The 17,097-nt window shown below is 47.0% G+C and carries 14 protein-coding genes; 7 read left to right on the top strand and 7 right to left on the bottom strand.

Going from position 1 to position 17,097, the window contains the following annotated elements:
- The first annotated feature begins 46 nt into the window (after positions 1-46).
- On the top strand, positions 47-2,407 hold the full coding sequence (locus tag PV783_RS27435) for a polyribonucleotide nucleotidyltransferase (protein ID WP_079470430.1): 2,361 nt from the start codon (positions 47-49) through the stop codon (positions 2,405-2,407).
- A gap of 91 nt (positions 2,408-2,498) precedes the next feature.
- Here the strand turns inward: PV783_RS27435 and PV783_RS27430 are convergent, their stop codons facing one another.
- On the bottom strand, positions 2,499-3,068 hold the full coding sequence (locus PV783_RS27430; RefSeq protein WP_420990362.1) for a hypothetical protein: 570 nt from the start codon (positions 3,066-3,068) through the stop codon (positions 2,499-2,501).
- A 121-nt stretch (positions 3,069-3,189) separates the two neighbouring features.
- Between PV783_RS27430 and prmA the strand changes: the two genes are divergently transcribed.
- From prmA to PV783_RS27415, 3 genes are all read left to right on the top strand, one after another.
- Positions 3,190-4,017 carry a 50S ribosomal protein L11 methyltransferase gene (gene prmA / locus PV783_RS27425; RefSeq protein ID WP_420990361.1) on the top strand — a complete coding sequence of 276 codons (828 nt, stop codon included), beginning with the start codon at positions 3,190-3,192 and terminating at the stop codon, positions 4,015-4,017.
- 115 nt (positions 4,018-4,132) lie between these two features.
- Positions 4,133-4,774 carry a glycerol-3-phosphate 1-O-acyltransferase PlsY gene (gene plsY, locus PV783_RS27420; protein WP_079470427.1) on the top strand — a complete coding sequence of 214 codons (642 nt, stop codon included), beginning with the start codon at positions 4,133-4,135 and terminating at the stop codon, positions 4,772-4,774.
- A gap of 106 nt (positions 4,775-4,880) precedes the next feature.
- On the top strand, positions 4,881-5,684 hold the full coding sequence (locus PV783_RS27415) for a M48 family metallopeptidase (RefSeq protein WP_079470426.1): 804 nt from the start codon (positions 4,881-4,883) through the stop codon (positions 5,682-5,684).
- Between the two features lie 64 nt (positions 5,685-5,748).
- Here the strand turns inward: PV783_RS27415 and PV783_RS27410 are convergent, their stop codons facing one another.
- The gene (locus PV783_RS27410) at positions 5,749-6,693 is read right to left on the bottom strand and encodes a hydrogen peroxide-inducible genes activator (RefSeq protein WP_079470425.1); all 945 of its coding nucleotides are present in this window, start codon (positions 6,691-6,693) and stop codon (positions 5,749-5,751) included.
- Between the two features lie 125 nt (positions 6,694-6,818).
- Positions 6,819-8,147 carry a hypothetical protein gene (locus PV783_RS27405; RefSeq protein ID WP_133256155.1) on the bottom strand — a complete coding sequence of 443 codons (1,329 nt, stop codon included), beginning with the start codon at positions 8,145-8,147 and terminating at the stop codon, positions 6,819-6,821.
- Positions 8,148-8,334: 187 nt separating this feature from the next.
- On the opposite strand from PV783_RS27405, the gene PV783_RS27400 reads away from it, so the two are divergent.
- From PV783_RS27400 to PV783_RS27390, 3 genes are read left to right on the top strand one after another with little or no spacing between them, the layout of a single operon-like run.
- Complete coding sequence (locus tag PV783_RS27400) at positions 8,335-9,072, top strand: glycosyltransferase family 2 protein (protein WP_079470423.1); 738 nt, start codon at positions 8,335-8,337, stop codon at positions 9,070-9,072.
- 14 nt (positions 9,073-9,086) lie between these two features.
- A complete protein-coding gene (locus PV783_RS27395; protein ID WP_079470422.1) occupies positions 9,087-9,884 on the top strand; it encodes an O-methyltransferase in 798 nt (265 codons plus the stop codon).
- Positions 9,885-9,921: 37 nt separating this feature from the next.
- Complete coding sequence (locus tag PV783_RS27390) at positions 9,922-10,719, top strand: alpha/beta hydrolase-fold protein (protein WP_420990360.1); 798 nt, start codon at positions 9,922-9,924, stop codon at positions 10,717-10,719.
- 48 nt (positions 10,720-10,767) lie between these two features.
- On the opposite strand, the gene PV783_RS27385 is transcribed toward PV783_RS27390, so the two are convergent.
- The 4 genes from PV783_RS27385 to PV783_RS27370 all read right to left on the bottom strand — a co-directional run bounded on the left by PV783_RS27385 (position 10,768) and on the right by PV783_RS27370 (position 17,046).
- On the bottom strand, positions 10,768-12,198 hold the full coding sequence (locus PV783_RS27385; RefSeq protein WP_420990359.1) for a TolC family protein: 1,431 nt from the start codon (positions 12,196-12,198) through the stop codon (positions 10,768-10,770).
- Positions 12,191-15,331, bottom strand: coding sequence for an efflux RND transporter permease subunit (locus PV783_RS27380; RefSeq protein WP_111577709.1), 3,141 nt, complete (start codon positions 15,329-15,331; stop codon positions 12,191-12,193). The genes PV783_RS27385 and PV783_RS27380 overlap by 8 nt, the downstream gene beginning before the upstream one ends.
- Before the next feature lie 32 nt (positions 15,332-15,363).
- Positions 15,364-16,482, bottom strand: coding sequence for an efflux RND transporter periplasmic adaptor subunit (locus tag PV783_RS27375; protein WP_420990358.1), 1,119 nt, complete (start codon positions 16,480-16,482; stop codon positions 15,364-15,366).
- 138 nt (positions 16,483-16,620) lie between these two features.
- A complete protein-coding gene (locus PV783_RS27370; protein WP_079470418.1) occupies positions 16,621-17,046 on the bottom strand; it encodes a hypothetical protein in 426 nt (141 codons plus the stop codon).
- Positions 17,047-17,097 lie beyond the last annotated feature (51 nt).

Raw genomic sequence — 17,097 nt, 5'->3', positions numbered from 1 at the left:
TTAGCGATCAAAAAAGAATAACTTTATTTTTAATCCTCACTTTATTATGAATCTGACACCTATTTCAGTGAAATTCGATATAGGAGACGGTCGTATGGTGACCATCGAAACCGGCAAGTTGGCCCGTCAGGCTGACGGTGCCGTTACGGTGCGTTTAGGGAATTCAATATTGCTGGCCACCGTGGTAGCAAATAAAGAACCCAAACCAGGCCAGTCTTTCTTCCCCCTTACAGTTGATTACCAGGAAAAGTTTGCATCCGCAGGCCGTATCCCAGGTTCCTTTTTCAAGCGTGAAGGCCGGTTGTCTGATTCCGAGGTACTTATTTCCCGTTTGATTGACCGCGCTCTGCGTCCCCTGTTCCCCGACAATTATTTATGTGAAGTTCAGGTACTGGTGTCCCTGATTTCATCTGATCCCGAAGTAATGCCCGATGCACTGGCCTGTCTGGCTGCATCTGCTGCACTGGCTGTATCCGACGTTCCCATCCAGGAAATTATTTCTGAGTGCCGCGTAGCGCGCATTGATGGCAAACTCGTGATCAACCCTAACCGTACTGAACTGGCTAAAGCCGACATGGACTTCATCATCGGTGCTACCGATAAGAACATCATGATGGTGGAAGGTGAAAGTAAAGAGTGCCAGGAAGAAGATCTGATCCTCGCAATTGAAGCAGCACACGCTGCGATCAAGGTGCAGGTAAAAGCACAGGAAGAACTGCGTGACCTGAAAGGTGTAACCGGCAAACGTGAATACGCACAACCTCATCAGAACGAAGAACTGAAAGCAAAAGTAGAAGCTTTTGCAAAAGATAAAATTTACCAGGTAGCCAAGTCAGCTTCAGCCAAGCACGATCGCAGCGATGCGTTTGCTGCCATCGGCACCGAACTGAAAGAACACCTGGGCGAATTACCGGAAGAAGACCAGCCGCTGGTAAAAGAATACCTGCATGACCTGGAAAAAGAAGTGATCCGCAACATGATCCTGGACGAATCCGTTCGCCTGGATGGCCGTGCACTGGATCAGGTTCGTCCGCTGGCTATGGAAACAGATATCCTGCCTTCTCCTCACGGTTCCGCCCTGTTTACCCGTGGTGAAACACAGTCGCTGACTACCGTTACACTGGGTACTCCGGAAGATGAACTGCTGATCGAAAGCGCAGCCGTTTCCAACTATTCCAAATTTATCCTGCACTACAATTTTCCTCCATTCTCTACAGGTGAAGTGAAAATGATGCGCGGTCCCGGCCGTCGCGAAGTAGGACATGGTAACCTGGCCATGCGCTCCCTGAAGCAAATGATGCCAGGCAGCGACTACGCTTACACAGTAAGGGTGGTTTCTGATATCCTCGAATCAAACGGTTCTTCCTCTATGGCTACCGTATGTGCCGGTTCACTGGCACTGATGGACGCCGGTGTGCCCCTGCCTAAACACGTTTCCGGTGTGGCAATGGGTCTGATCTCCCGCGCATCCGATGGCAAATGGGCAGTATTAACCGACATCCTCGGTGATGAAGATCACCTGGGTGATATGGACTTTAAAGTAACCGGTACCCGCGATGGTATTGTGGGTATCCAGATGGATATTAAAGTGGATGGTTTAAGCATGGATGTAATGCGCTCCGCACTGGCTCAGGCTAAGAAAGGCCGTCTGCATATCGTGGAAGCCATGTACGAAGCAATGCCTGCTGCACGTCCTGAACCAAAACCACATGCACCACGCATGGAGAAGATCATCATCGACCGTGAATTTATCGGCGCTGTAATCGGACCCGGTGGTAAAATTATACAGGAGATCCAACGCGAAACCGGTACTACCATCAACATCGAAGAAGTTGGTGAAACCGGTGAAGTTAGTATCTTCTCTTCTCAGAAAGAAAGTCTTGATAAAGCAGTTGCATGGGTGAAAGGAATCATTGCAATACCTGAAGTAGGTGAAGTATATGAATCCGTTGTAAAATCCATCATGCCTTATGGTGCTTTCGTTGAGTTCATGCCTGGTAAACAAGGCTTGCTCCACATCTCTGAAGTTTCCTGGAAACGCCTGGAAACAATGGAAGGTGTGCTGACAGAAGGCGAAAAAGTAAAAGTAAAACTGACTGGTACCGATCCTAAAACCGGTAAGTTTAAGCTGAGCCGCAAAGTGCTCATGCCTAAACCGGAAGGTTATGTGGAAAGGCCAGAACGTGAAGAGCGTGGCGACAGAGGCGACTTCCGTGATCGTGGCGATCGTGGAGACCGCGGCGGTGATCGTGGCGACAGACGTGGTCCCCGTGACGACAGACGTGGCGGTGATGACAGACGTGGTGGCGGCGACAGACGTGATTTCAACCGCGACGGTAACCGTGGTGGCGGAAATTACAACGCCGGTCCTGAAAAACCTCAGGAACCTACCTTTGATGCCGAATAGGCGCTGTTATAGCTAGCAGATAACTGGAATTAAATACAAAAGAAAGCAGTCACCCAGGTGGCTGCTTTCTCTTTTTATGATGGATCCGTTTTTATCTCCTCGTAAGCTGCTCTACACGGAAAGTACTTTCCCTGAAAATTTCCCGGCCGCTGTTCAGGCGGAACACCCGGTAATTATTACCATCTACCGGTTCGGCAATCATCTTGTAAGCAGGTTGTATCGCTTTGGTACTTCTGTCTATCACCCTTACTTCCCCGCCGGCCAGCAGGTCCGGCATTATTTCTTCCACATAGGGAAGCATAATACCGCCATCTTCTGCCCATAACATATTCATTTTACCGGTGCTGTAACTAAAATCCTTGTTGGCAGTATCTTCCAGGTAGCAATAAGCCTTACGGAAATGGTTGCCCATATCAATGGCATTCAGGTGTGCAAACTGTACGCTGTTAAATACCTTGTTACTGTATTTACTGTTGCGGAGGGTAGAATCCATGCCCGTCATGTATTCCGTGAGATGTTTCCGGTCGAAGATCAGCGTTACATTTTCAGTCTGGTAAATGATGGAATCCATAATAGGTTCTGGTGGCCGTACTTTAATTACCTGGGCCATGCCCGGCAGGGACAACGCCACGCCGGTCAGCAGGAGGAACAGTGCTTTCATAGGATAGTTGATATGATTTATAAATCAAATATAATGATTTTTAATATCTGGAGATGATTTTAGCGGCAGATACAGGGGCAAAAGACTGAAAGCTAGCCACTAATGGCTATATTTGCGGCCTATGTCTTACATTGCTATTACCATGCGGGCCGGCGCCGAACAAACAGACCTGCTGATTGCCCAGTTATCTGAGCTGAAATACGAAGGGTTTGAAGAACAGCCGGACACACTTATTGCCTATATCCCCGCCGCTGATTTCGACGAGGCCGCGCTACAGCAGCAACTGGAAGCCCACGGGGTTACCTATACGAAAGAAACGATTTTACCGGTTAACTGGAACGCCCTGTGGGAGAGCAATTTCCAGCCGGTGCAGGTAGATAGCTTTTGTGGTATACGGGCGGAGTTTCATCCGCCGTTTGATCCGCAACCCGTATATGAAATTATTATTACCCCTAAAATGGCTTTTGGTACCGGTCATCATGCTACTACTGCTTCCATGATAAAACTCATGGAGCCACTGGACTTTAAGGGGAAGAAGGTATTTGATTTTGGTACAGGAACCGGTATTCTCGCCATCCTGGCGGAAATGATGGGGGCTGATACGGTGGATGCCATTGACTACGACGAATGGTCGGTGAATAATACGCTGGAAAATCTTACTGCCAACGGCATGAACAAGGTAAAAGTATGGCAGGCAGACAACCTTGATGCAATTACCGGAAAATATGATATATTGCTGGCAAATATCAACTATAACATTTTACTGAAATTTATGGGAGATATGCGGCATTTATTAGTGCCGGGGGGCAAATTACTATTGAGCGGGATCTTACCAACCGACGAAGAAAACATTGCAGCGGCCGCAGTTTCAACAGGTTTTATCATGGAGGGAAGGATAGAAAAAGATAACTGGCTGGCGCTTCAGTTTTATGTACCCCCAACAAAATAGATTAAAAGTTACATATAAATAGTGTTGATAATCCAACTTTTGTGTTACAATCTTTTCTAATATTCTCTCTATTTTAACACAGAATTTGTTATCTTAGCATTCCTAACTTGTAGTGATGATAGAAATTTTATTGCTTATTTGTGCTTATCTGATAGGATCTGTTCCTACAGCTGTTTGGGTGAGTAAAGGCGTTTTTGGTATGGATATCCGGGAGTATGGCAGCGGCAATGCCGGTGCTACCAATACTTTCAGGGTGCTGGGGCCTAAAGCGGGTACTTTTGTAATGGTAGTAGACATGCTGAAAGGCGTGTTGGCTGTACGTTTAGCTTATCTGGCTCCCTATTATCTTGATCCTGAGCATCTTACACAGCTCGTGAATCTCCAGATCGGTCTGGGGCTCGCTGCAGTGGTAGGTCATATATTCCCTATCTGGGCAAACTTCAAGGGCGGTAAAGGAATTGCTACCCTGTTCGGACTGGTGCTTGCCATCCAGCCGCTGGTAGCGCTGTGCTGCGTAGGCGTATTTTTAATGATCCTTTTTTTAACCAGATACGTTTCTCTCAGTTCTATCATTGCCAGTATCGCTTTCCCGATACTTATCCTCTATATCTTCAATGAACCGGAAATTTTCTATCGCATATTTGCTATTGCTGTAGCTTTAATGGTGGTATTAACCCACCAGAAGAATATTACGCGGCTGTTGAAAGGTGTGGAAAGTAAAGTTCCGTTGTTTAAGAACAGAAAAGACAAGAACTAGTTATAGTTATATATTAAAGCAGGAAGCAAAAAGCGACAGCCATAAAAATGTGCATGCTTTTTGCTTTTTGCATTGTGCGTTTCCGCATATTTAAATTGATGCTCCCATGAAAAAGTATGTTTTATTCTTTACTGCAAGCCTCGCATTGGCGGCCTGTTCGCGTGTACCCATCACCGGCCGTAGTCAGCTGAACCTCGTTCCTGAAAGCACTATGCAATCAATGGCTGTGCAACAATACCAGTCGTTTTTGTCTGAAAACAAAGTAGTGGCGCAAACTACCAGTAAAGACGCCGAAATGGTAAGAAGAGTGGGCCAGCGCATTGCGTCTGCCGTTACCAGGTACATGAACCAGAATAATATGGGGAATGAAATATCCAGCTATAAATGGGAATTTAACCTCGTAGATAGTAAAGAAGTGAATGCCTGGTGTATGCCTGGCGGTAAGGTAGTGGTATATACAGGTTTGTTGCCGGTAACCCAGAATGAAACTGCACTTGCCTGTGTAATGGGCCATGAAATAGCACATGCGATTGCCCGTCATGGTAACGAACGTATGAGCCAGGGACTGGTAATGCAGGGGATCCAGGTAGCAGGCGCTGTGGCGCTGAATAAGAATCCTACTGCCGTAAACCTCTTCAACCAGGCATTTGGTATAGGCGGTAACTTAGGTACGCTTGCCTTTTCCCGCGGTAATGAGCTGGAAGCCGATCACCTGGGTGTAATATTCATGGCAATGGCCGGTTACAATCCACAGGAATCAATTCCTTTCTGGCAACGTATGGCTAACATGAGCAAAGGTCAGAAGCCACCTGAACTCCTGAGTACACACCCCAGCGACGCTACCCGCGTACAAAAATTACAACAGCTGATGCCGGAAGCAATGAAGTATTATACACCGGCGAAAGCATAAATCTCTTTAAAAAGCAACGGGCTGGTAATGTATTATTACCAGCCCGTTTTCTTTATATCTTCCGTTATGCCGTTATAATTTCAATTACCTTCTTATTTTTCTGCACCTTCATCTTCTCCGGCACATGTGCCAGGATCTCTTTTTTGAAGGCTTCTATCAACGCCTGTTTAATAAAGTGACGATGTGTTACCAGGCTGATCTCCCTCACCGGTTCGGGCGCCTTGAAATAGCGCACCATATTCAGCTGTCGGGAGGAAAGGTCCTGCAGCGACAGCTCTGGTAAAATCGTATAGCCTTCATTGAGGTCTACCATTCTTTTCAGCGTTTCCACACTACCGGTATTATATTCGAGGTTCTTATTATCGCCCATTGTGAATTTATCTTTACAGATATTCAGCACCTGGTTGCGCATGCAATGTCCTTCGTTGAGCAGCCACACATCTTTGATATCCAGCTCGTCTGCTTTCACAATTTTTTTCTCGTACAAAGCATTGCTTTTAGCGGTATACACCACAAAGGACTCATAAAACAAAGGATGTTCTTCCAGGTGAGGGTTATGCAGGGGAGTAGCCAGCAAACCACAATCCAGCAGTTCCTGTTTTAGTTGCTGCATAATTTGTTCGGTAGGATATTCCCATATCTCCAGCCGTACCTTCGGATATTTTTTCATGAACCCGGTCAGGATACGCGGAAGCAGGTAAGGCGCCAGGGTAGGAATGATGCCTACTTTCAGGTTGCCCTGTACTTCCTTTTTCTGGTCTGCTATAATCTCGCGGATGCGGGCATTTTCCTTAATAATGATTCTGGCCTGGGCAACCACGGATACGCCTATTTCTGTAGGGACTACCGGTAATTTGCTGCGATCAAACAGTTTAATGCCTAATTCATCTTCCAGCTTCTGAATCTGCATGCTCAGTGTTGGCTGGGTTACAAAGCATTTCTCTGCTGCTACTACAAAACTTCTGTAGGTATCTACCGCAACAATGTACTCCAATTGAACTGTCGTCATTTCCTCTAAGATTGTGGCGTAAAGGTATAAATAAAATCTATAGGAAGACGTTAAATCCTATAAAAGCAACAGGCGGTAGTGAAATCCTTCACTACCGCCTGTTGCTTTTATATTAATATGTTTAACTAGAATATCCTGTAACGGTACTTGATTTTTTCTGTATTGCTGTACAGTTCCCGTATATTGATAGACGCCTGGATTTCGCCCACTGCTTCTGTTTTCAGGTTCCTGAATTCCGCCTGTTTGGCATCGATGATGCTTTTGTCGGCAAGACCATTATCCTGAGCAATTTTCAGCGAGTTGTTTACTTTGGTATAGTAAGAATCCAGTAAAGTGAAATACTCGTTGTAAAGATTTTCAAATCGTTTGGTTTGTAAAACCAGGTCTTCCAGCTGGTTATTTACTTCTTTCAGGGAAGAGTTTTCGCGCAGCAGGGATTCATAGTCGATCCGTTTGCCTTTGGTATATTTCTCTTCCAGTTTAGCGAAGTAATCCACTACTTTTTCTTTCTTAAAATCAAAAAAGTATTCATTCATCGTTTGGCTCAAACCCTGATTCCCTTTCTGCGGAGCAGGAAATTTGAGAGAAGTGGCGGTAAATGAAAGATGATCAAACAGGTTATCCTGTAACAGGCTTAACTGATCTTTATTGAAGTTCAGGCCATATTCAAATTTCTGGTTGGCATCATTTAATGCGGTGTAATACACCACATATTTGTTCAGCTCTTTTTCAAAATCCTGTAATGACTTCTGGTTGATCTGTTTGTTATTCACACTCACGCTGTGCAGGAAGTTCATCACTGAGTTGGCAATTGCCAGCGGGGGAGTGAGGGAGGTAAAGCTCTGGAAGATAGGACTGTTGATGATCGACTTGGTAGACTCAACAATTTTAGAATTCTTTTCTCCTTTATCTCCTTTGTTTTTCAGGATGATCTTTTCTACCAGTTCTACAATGCGGTCGCTCAGAGAAAAGCCCAGCGCTTTACTTTCCGGGTTATTCAGCGAGGTGATGAAAACATCGAGGTTATTGGTAGTGGTACGTGACTTCAGATCGATAATTTTCTTATTCAGCAGATAATAGGTTTCACTGGCATTGATGATATTATTTTTTATCAGCTCATACTTCGTGATATTATCTATTTCCTTTCCCTGTAACAGGGCCTGTATAGCGGTAGAGTTTTGTTTGTCATTGTCGGTGATCCGTTGTACGTCTTCCAGCAGTTTGCGGATGGTGGTATCCTGGGTTCTGATAACAGGAGACGTGGTGCTTTTCAGTTCCGGGTCCTGTGCATAGGCTGTCTGGAAAGTAAAAAGTAAAACAAGTGGGGCTGGTAGCACTTTAATCCATCTGGTGGTCAGAAATTTTTGAGCCAGGTGTACTAACGGTAATGACTCATCGGGCTTGCAGGTCAAGCGTTTATCATGCCTCATTTCCGTTGGTAGGTGTTTTAACATGTTGTTTTTGCTTTTTGTTAACAAAAATTTAAGAAAATATGATGCCAAAAACATCATCAGGCAAAGATAAATAATTAATAACAGTTAAAATTAAATCATGATAGGTGGTGTCCGGAACGCATTTCCGGGAGATATTTTGAATTATCAGCAGGTGAGTTACCTTTGCTGCCAAATTTGATCCACTTTCATGCTTAATAACAAAAAGATCGTGGTTGTATTACCGGCCTACAACGCAGCACTTACGCTGGAAAAAACATTCCGGGAAATCCCTTTTGACATAGTTGATGATGTAGTACTGGTAGATGATGCCAGCAGAGACGATACCCTTGAAGTCGGCAGGCGGCTGGGGATTCAGCACCTGATACGTCACGATAACAACAAAGGTTATGGAGGTAACCAGAAATCCTGCTACAACAAAGCGCTGGACCTCGGAGCTGATATTGTGGTGATGCTGCATCCCGATTATCAGTATACACCAAAGCTCATTACCGCCATGTGCAGTATTATTGCCAACGATGTGTACCCGGTGGTATTCGGGTCCAGGATCCTGGGAAAAGGCGCCCTGAAAGGGGGAATGCCAATGTATAAGTACATATTTAATCGTTTCTTAACATTGACACAAAACATCCTGATTGGTCAGAAGCTGAGTGAATACCACACCGGCTACCGCACTTTTTCATCGGAAGTATTGCGTGATATCAACTATATGGCTGATAATGACGATTTTGTGTTCGATAATGAAATGGTTTCGCAGATATTTATGAAAGGATACGATATTGCAGAGATTACCTGTCCTACCAAATACTTCGACGAGGCCTCCAGTATCAATTTCAAACGCAGCGCCATTTATGGTTTAGGTGTGTTGAGAGTATCCCTGCAGCATCGTTTGCATATGTGGGGCATGATAAAAGGAAAGATCTATTAAAAATAATTTAGCCAGTGGGTTTAGCGCAACAGTATAATTTAGCCGGAAAGTACCTGAAGTATTATTTTACTTCAGGCAATCGTCATGATGTACATTCTCCCTTTGTATTTTCACTGATAGAGGATGTATTGCTGGATAAAAAACAGCATCCGGCTTTCCGGGAAATAGAACAGTTGCGCAAACAGTTGCTGCAAAGTAATGAAACGCTCCAGGTAACCGACCTGGGCGCAGGGTCGCTGATATCGGCCGGTAATGAACGCCGGGTACGGGATATTACCCGCTATGCGGCAAAACAGCCCAAATTCGGGCAGTTATTTTACCGGCTGATACAATACCTCCAACCGGGCCGTATCCTTGAATTGGGTACTTCTATGGGGCTTTCTACAGCATATATGGCAAAGGCCGCCCCGCAGGCCCGTATTTATACCATTGAAGGATGCCCTAATATAGCCGCGCGGGCTGCCAAAAACTTTGAGGCGCTTCACATCAAAAACATCACGCAGGTAACGGGGAATTTTGATACCGTGTTACCGGACGTGTTAAAACAAATGCAGCTGCCCGACTGGGTGTATATAGATGGGAACCATCGCAAAGAACCCACCCTGGCCTATTTTGAGCAGTGCCTGCAGTTTGCTGATGAATACTCCGTTTTTATTTTTGACGATATCCACTGGACCCCGGATATGGAAGCCGCCTGGCATACCATACAGGAACATCCGCAGGTGACCATGACCATCGACCTGTTTTTTATCGGGCTGGTATTTTTCCGGAAAGATTTTAAAGTTAAACAGCATTTTACACTGAAATACTGATTTTGCCGTAGTATATTGGGTGTAAAATTCCCCAGTTATGTGTTACCTGAAATTATTCTTCCTGGCCTGCATGCTCACCGGTAGCCTGGTAGCCGCTGCACAGGACGATCTTTCCCAGTACAGCCGTGAATCGTTTATCCGTAAGGGTGATACCCTCCGCTACCGTCTCCTGCTGCCGGCCAACTACGATAGTCACAAAAAATATCCCCTGATCGTTTTCCTGCATGGAGCCGGAGAAAGGGGCACTGATAATAACGCGCAGCTGCTGCATGGCGGCGCCATGTTCGTGCGTGATACCATCCGCGCCAATTACCCGGCATTTGTGGTTTTCCCGCAATGCCCTCCCGATCAAACATGGGCGCCTATGAAATTTGAGCGTGACAGCACCGGTAAAATAATCAAGGCAGATTTTCCGCTGGATGGCGATCCCACACCTCCCACCGCTTTACTCAACCAATTGCTGGATAGTTTACTGGCCGGCGGAAAAGTGGATACCAAACGTGTATACATCGGCGGTTTATCGCTCGGTGGAATGGGCACCTTTTATGAAATCACCAAACGTCCCAATATTTTTGCTGCCGCATTTCCTATCTGTGGCGCAGGCAACGTAGCAGCAGCTGATAGGTTTGCTAAAAAAGTACCGGTGTGGATTTTTCACGGCGGTGATGACAACGTAGTGCCGGTAGAAGCCTCCAGGGCTTATGATGCGAAACTGAAAGCACTGGGTGCAGAAGAAAAATATACGGAGTATCCCGGCGTAGGACACAACAGCTGGGACAATATGTTTGTGGAACCCGGTGTGATGCCGTGGTTGTTTCAGCACCGTAAAAAATAAAATACAGAAGGGATCGCCTGTGCGGCGATCCCTTCTGTTAAAAAAACTTTAGTTACCTCCCAAAGCGCGATACAGCGATACCATTCCCTGGTACACATTCCGGCGCGTAGTTACCAGCGCCAGCTCTGCTTCCAGCACACTCTTCTGTGCAGTGATCACTTCCAGGTAATTGGCATAACCGGTAGTGAAAAGAATGTTAGCGGTAGATACCGCCTCCTGCAACACCAATACCTCCTTGCTTTTCAGCGCATAGGCTTCCTGCTGGTTTTCTACTTTGTTTAAGGCAGAAGCTACTTCCTGGTAGCCATTTACAATGGTCTGCTGGTATTCGTAGAATGCCGTCCAGGCATTGGCGGTACTGATATTGTATTGCGCCTGTATTTGTTTTTTATTGAAGATGGGAGCGGTTAAATTCCCTACAGCGCCCCATGCTATGGACGCGGGCGACTGGAACAGCAACCCTGCCTTGAAAGCATTAAAGCCCGCATAGGGCGTAATGGTGAGTCCGGGTAAAAAGGCCGCCCGCGCGGCTTTCACATCAGCTTTTGTGGCGGCCAGTTCAAGCTCCGCCCGCTGTACATCCGGGCGTTGCAGCAGCAGGCTGGCAGGGATACCTTTTTTTATCGTCGCCGGCAACGCCTGCGCATCTTTTACCGTGCTGCGTACAATGGGCTGTGGCAGTCTTCCCAGGAGGGCATTGAGCTGGTTTTCCAAAGAAGCGATTTCCTGTTTTACGCCATACTCCAATGCCTGTGTGCTCAGTAACTGGGCGGTGAACTGTTGCACTGCCAGCTCGGTAGCGCGTCCGCCGGCCTTTTGAATATGCACGGTGGCGACTGCGGTTTCCTGTAATTTAATATTGCGTTGTATAATAGCCAGCTCATTGTCCATCGCGGTAAGCTCGTAATACAGCCCGGTAACGCCTGCCACTATTTGCGTGGTAAGCAGGCGGCGGCCCTGTTCACTGCCGAGAAAGCGTGCGTAGGTGGCCTGGCGCTGGCTTTTCAGTTTACCCCAGAGATCTATTTCCCAGCTGCTTCTCAGCCCTGCAAAGTATTCAGGTGTTGGACCGGGAATGCGTTGATCCTTACTGATATTGGGCGACAGGTTGGTATCGAAATTACCTACACCATTGAGCGTATAGTCCGCATACTTATCCACACCGGCTGATAAGGAAAGATTCAGCGACGGCAGCCATGCGTTTTTTGCCATCATCAGGTTGGCCTGCGCTGTAGCAACGCGTTGTGCAGCAGAGAGCAGGTCATAGTTATTACGCAAGGCGGTATCAATGAGGCTCCGCAAATTTGGATCATTAAATACCTGCGCGAAGTTGTGCAGTGAAATGGTATCACTGCTATTACCTGATACCACGGGAACGCTTATACGTTCCGGCAGCGCCAGTTCTTTTTGTGTGCTGCAGGCCACTGTTGCAGTGGCCATCGCAGCATATAATGCGTATTGATATATTCGTTTATTCATTGGTGTAAGCTTTTAGTTCAACGGATTTTTTTCTGATCATGGAAGCAAACAGCACGTATAATCCGGGTATGATCAGTACACCGAAAATGGTTCCGATGAGCATGCCGCCGGCTGCGGCTGTACCAATGGAACGGTTGCCCATAGCGCCGGCGCCGGAGGCAATACACAATGGTATTAACCCGGCGATGAATGCGAACGACGTCATGAGAATGGGGCGTAGCCTGGATACGGCGCCTTCTTTCGCAGCGGCGAGGATGGTAGCGCCGTGCTTATTTCTCAGAATGGCAAATTCCACAATGAGGATGGCATTCTTTCCAAGTAAACCTATCAGCATTACCAATGCCACCTGTGCATAGATGTTATTTTCCAGGCCCAGTACCTTCAGGGAAAGGAAGGCGCCGAAAATACCGGCTGGCAACGATAACAATACCGGCAGTGGCAGCAGGAAGCTTTCGTACTGAGCGGCCAGTAACAGGTATACAAACACCAGTACGATGATGAAAATATAGAAGGCCTGGTTACCGGAAAGGATTTGTTCTCTCGTCATACCACTCCATTCGTAGCTATATCCCCTTGGCAATTCTTTGGCGGCTACTTCCTGTACAGCGGCAATGGCCTGGCTGCTGCTGAATCCTGGTTTGGCGTCGCCATTGATCATGGCGGCGGTGTACATGTTATAGCGGGTCAGTTGTTCCGGTCCGTATACACGTTCCAGTTTTACGAAGTCGGAATACGACACCATTTCGCCGCGGTCGTTTTTTACGTAGAGACGCAGCAGGTCGTCGGGTTTGGTGCGATAAGAGGGATCTGCCTGTACCATTACTTTATACATTTGCCCGAAGCGGATGAAGTTGGAAGCATAGAAGCTACCCATCAGCGTTTGAAGATTGCTCATGGCATTTTCTATACTCACACCTTTTTTTGCAGCCATGGCCTGGTCTACATGGATCAGGTATTGCGGGAACTCCGCATCAAAGCTGGTGAAGGCGCTGCCTATTTCCGGTCTTTTTTTCAGTGCGTCGATGAACTGGTTGGTGATCTGCGCGGTTTGCCGGAGATCGCCGCTGCCGCTGCGATCGAGCAGCCGTAGTTCAAACCCGCTGGAGTTACCGAATCCCGGAACGGTAGGCGGCGGGAAAAATTCTATGCTGGCATCTGCAATACCAGCTGTTTTCTTTTGTAATATTTCAATGATATCCTGTACAGATGCTTTGCGGTCGTCCCAGGGCTTCAGGTTTACCATGCCCATCCCGTAAGACGCGCCGGCCACTTCGTTTACCAGGCTGTAACCTGCAAGGGTGGATACGGATTCCACTTCTCCCAGTTCAGCAGCAATAGCCTGCACCTGGTCCAGTATGGCTTCGGTACGTTCTACTGTTGCGCCCGGAGGAGTGGTTACGTTTACATAGATCATCCCCTGGTCTTCGGTAGGAATGAACCCGGAAGGCAGGATGGCGCTAACGCCCCAGGTGGCGGCGAAGAAGAATACGAGGCAGGCCAGTGTAATCAGTCTCCTGCCGGCGATAAAGCTGATCAGCTTTGCATATTTATTTTCGGTAGCATTATAGCCTTTGTTGAAACCGTTGAAGAAGCGCTGCAGCAGGCTCTTTTTACGGGGTTTGCCATGTGTGTCTTTTAACATGATGGCGCAGAGTGCAGGCGTTAACGTTACTGCGTTGATACCTGATATCACAATGGAAATGGCCAGTGTGAGCGAGAACTGCCGGTAGAATACGCCTACCGGACCCGATAAAAATGCCACCGGTATAAATACGGCAGACATTACGAGCGTGATGGCCACCAACGCCCCGCTGATTTCTTTCATGGCTGCCAGCGTGGCTTCCATCGGAGGGAGATGTTCTTCACTCATTTTCACGTGTACGGCTTCTACTACCACAATGGCATTATCTACCACAATACCAATAGCCAGTACCAGTGCAAAGAGCGTGAGCAGGTTAATGGAGAAGCCCATCATCTGCATAAAGGCTAACGTACCAATTAACGCTACCGGTACCGCAAGTGCAGGAATGAGGGTGGAGCGGAAGTCCTGCAGGAAAATGAACACCACGATAAATACCAGCAGGAACGCTTCAAACAGGGTTCTTACCACTTCGTGGATAGAGGCGTCGAGAAAGCGGGAAACGTCGTAGTTGAAGTTAAAGGTCATGCCCGGAGGAAACGAGGAATTCTTCATTTCTTCCATTTTTGCCTTCACATTGTTAATTACTTCGCGTGCATTGGAGCCGGGTCGTTGTTTAAGCATGATGGAAGCGGAAGGCTTGCCGTCTGTTTTGGATACCATGCTGTAGGTGAGCGAGCCAAATTCTACATCGGCTACATCTTTAAGGTGCAGTACAGATCCGTCCTGTCCTGCCCGCAGTACGATTTGCCGGTATTGCTCCGGTTCAAAAAATTTACCGGTGTAGCGTAACACATATTGCAGCATCATCGCATCTTTATCGGAGCTTTCGCCGGTTTTACCAGGAGCTGCTTCAATATTCTGTTTGCGGATAGCCTGTATCACTTCATCGGCAGATACGTTGTAGGCCAGCATACGATCGGGTTTCAGCCACACGCGCATGGCGTATTCTTTTGCGCCCATGATTTCCGCACGGCCTACTCCATCGATGCGTTTTAATTCCTGGAGTACGTTGATGTCGGCAAAGTTGTAAATAAACTGTTCATCCAGGGTGGTGTCCTCGCTCATCACGTTGAGGTATAACAGCATACTGTTTACCTCTTTTTCCGTGGTTACGCCGGCCTTGATCACTTCTTCGGGCAGCTCATCAATAATGGTGGCTACGCGGTTTTGTACGTTCACTGCGGCCTGGTCGGGGTCTGTACCCACCTGGAAGAACACCTGGATCACGGTGATCCCGTCGTTACTGGATACGGACGACATATACGTCATACCCGGTACCCCGTTGATGGCTCTTTCCAGTGGTGTAGACACTGCTTTGGCAGATACTTCCGCATTGGCGCCGGTATATTTAGCCGTTACCGTTACCGAAGGCGGCACAATATCGGGGAACTGGGTAACCGGTAAGGTAAATAGCGCGAGCAGGCCTACCAGTGTGATAATAAGCGATATGACCAGTGACAGCACTGGCCTTTTTATAAAAGTTTCAAACATTGTTCCGTGATTTCAGCTCAAAAGCTGTGTGATTATAAACTGAGTAAACTATCCATTGCAACGCCGCGTGGTGAAATCCGGATACCATCGCGGATGTTGCGTACGCCTTCACACACAATCCGTTCTCCGGGCTGAAGTCCGGACTGAACGATGTAGAAATGTGCAAAGCGGGCCTGTGGAATAAAGTTTCTCATCTTCACTTTGTTGCTGCCGTCCACCACGAACACATAGTTTTTGTCCTGCATTTCGAATACGGCTTTTTGTGGGATGATCACCGCACTGTCTATTTCAGTGGTAAGACGCACCTTCCCGCTGGCGCCATGTTTCAGCAGCTTGGAAGGGTTGGGGAAGCGGGCACGGAATGCAATGGAGCCGGTGTTTTCTTCAAACTCACCTTCTATGGTTTCTATTTTACCAGTGTGATTATAATCTGTCCCATCTGCCAATACAAGCGCTACCTGCCGGTAGCTGTTGTCACCTTTGGCCAGCGCTTTATTATATTGTAGATACTCTGTTTCTGATACGTTGAAATAAGCATAAAATTCGCGTGTATCCGACACCGTAGTCAGCAGGGTGCCTTCACTGATCAGGCTTCCTTTCTTTAAGGGAATACGGTCGATGATACCATCAAAAGGGGCGCGGATACTGGTATACGACAGGCGCATTTCCGCGTTGGAGGCGGCAGAGCGGGCTTCTTCTATTTTTGCCTGTGCCGCAGCGAGTTTTGCATTGGCTACTTCCAGTTCGGAAGGGGCTACTACTTTTTTCTCTACCAGCAACTTTACCCGGTCCAGTTCCAGTGCGGCAGCTTTGCTTTCTGCTACCATGCTGCTGAGAACGGCTTTTGCTTTGGCCAGTTCTGCCCGGTATTCCGCATCATTGATACCAAACAGCAGTTGTCCCTTTTTTACTTCCTGACCTTCGTCGATAAATATTTTATCAAGAAAGCCATTTACACGGGCGCGTATTTCCACATTCTGCACCGCCTGGATATCTGTTACATAAGAACGGTGCAGCAGTGTATCTTTTGTTACCAGTGTGGTAACCGGTAAAACTTTAAGATCCTCGTTGTTGGTACTTTCTCCCTTGGTGGCACAACCGGCCATGAAAAGAGCGATCAGCGATGTTAAGATCCCTGTATATTGACGCATAGCAATAAGATATTGATCCCGGCATAACCGGAATAGGTGAATACAACACAATAGGAGGCCATCCGCTGTGATAGCAGAAAAGGCAGGCATCTCCCTAAAAAAAATTAAAAATGATTACAATAAAAGGTGTGCTGGTATTCAAAAAGGAGTAAACCGGAAGAGAAAGGAATAGTAGGCGGGCCGGAAGGATTTCTGGCGGCCATACTCACCGGTTTTGTTTTCAGGAATATAAATGCTGCGTGCAGTATTATCTGCATCGAGATATACAATGCGGGTGGCGGTACTTACCTGCGGGGCAGCTGCAGAAAGATACCAGCGTGTTTTGCGCCGGTGCTTCGTGATATGCCATACTTCGGTACCTTCATCATCTGCTTCGAGATGTACAGGAATTTTATTAACAAGACTTAATAACCTGTCCTGCTCTACCTGTTGCTTGTGCAGATCGGGTAACAGAAAATAATGACGATGTGCTGCAAACGAAGGCAGGACGCCGGTTGCCAGCTGTAAACACAGCAGGAAGCAGACGAGTGTCCAACGTTTTAATATGTGCGCACGATCATTCATTAAACCGCAAAATTAATAGTTTTTGATTTATTTAAAGATTAGTTTATTGTA

This window comes from Chitinophaga sp. CC14 (genome assembly GCF_048957795.1).
GTDB classification, from domain to species: domain Bacteria; phylum Bacteroidota; class Bacteroidia; order Chitinophagales; family Chitinophagaceae; genus Chitinophaga; species Chitinophaga ginsengisegetis.
This window is presented reverse-complemented; position numbering and strand designations above follow the sequence as displayed.

Coding starts and splice junctions, on each gene's coding strand:
- PV783_RS27385 (WP_420990359.1), bottom strand. CDS start 12,198: ATGAATAAACGAATATATCAATACGCATTATATGCTGCGATGGCCACT.
- PV783_RS27400 (WP_079470423.1), top strand. CDS start 8,335: ATGCTTAATAACAAAAAGATCGTGGTTGTATTACCGGCCTACAACGCA.
- PV783_RS27390 (WP_420990360.1), top strand. CDS start 9,922: ATGTGTTACCTGAAATTATTCTTCCTGGCCTGCATGCTCACCGGTAGC.
- PV783_RS27435 (WP_079470430.1), top strand. CDS start 47: ATGAATCTGACACCTATTTCAGTGAAATTCGATATAGGAGACGGTCGT.
- PV783_RS27370 (WP_079470418.1), bottom strand. CDS start 17,046: ATGAATGATCGTGCGCACATATTAAAACGTTGGACACTCGTCTGCTTC.
- PV783_RS27380 (WP_111577709.1), bottom strand. CDS start 15,331: ATGTTTGAAACTTTTATAAAAAGGCCAGTGCTGTCACTGGTCATATCG.
- PV783_RS27415 (WP_079470426.1), top strand. CDS start 4,881: ATGAAAAAGTATGTTTTATTCTTTACTGCAAGCCTCGCATTGGCGGCC.
- PV783_RS27375 (WP_420990358.1), bottom strand. CDS start 16,482: ATGCGTCAATATACAGGGATCTTAACATCGCTGATCGCTCTTTTCATG.
- plsY (WP_079470427.1), top strand. CDS start 4,133: ATGATAGAAATTTTATTGCTTATTTGTGCTTATCTGATAGGATCTGTT.
- PV783_RS27405 (WP_133256155.1), bottom strand. CDS start 8,147: ATGTTAAAACACCTACCAACGGAAATGAGGCATGATAAACGCTTGACC.
- PV783_RS27410 (WP_079470425.1), bottom strand. CDS start 6,693: ATGACGACAGTTCAATTGGAGTACATTGTTGCGGTAGATACCTACAGA.
- prmA (WP_420990361.1), top strand. CDS start 3,190: ATGTCTTACATTGCTATTACCATGCGGGCCGGCGCCGAACAAACAGAC.
- PV783_RS27430 (WP_420990362.1), bottom strand. CDS start 3,068: ATGAAAGCACTGTTCCTCCTGCTGACCGGCGTGGCGTTGTCCCTGCCG.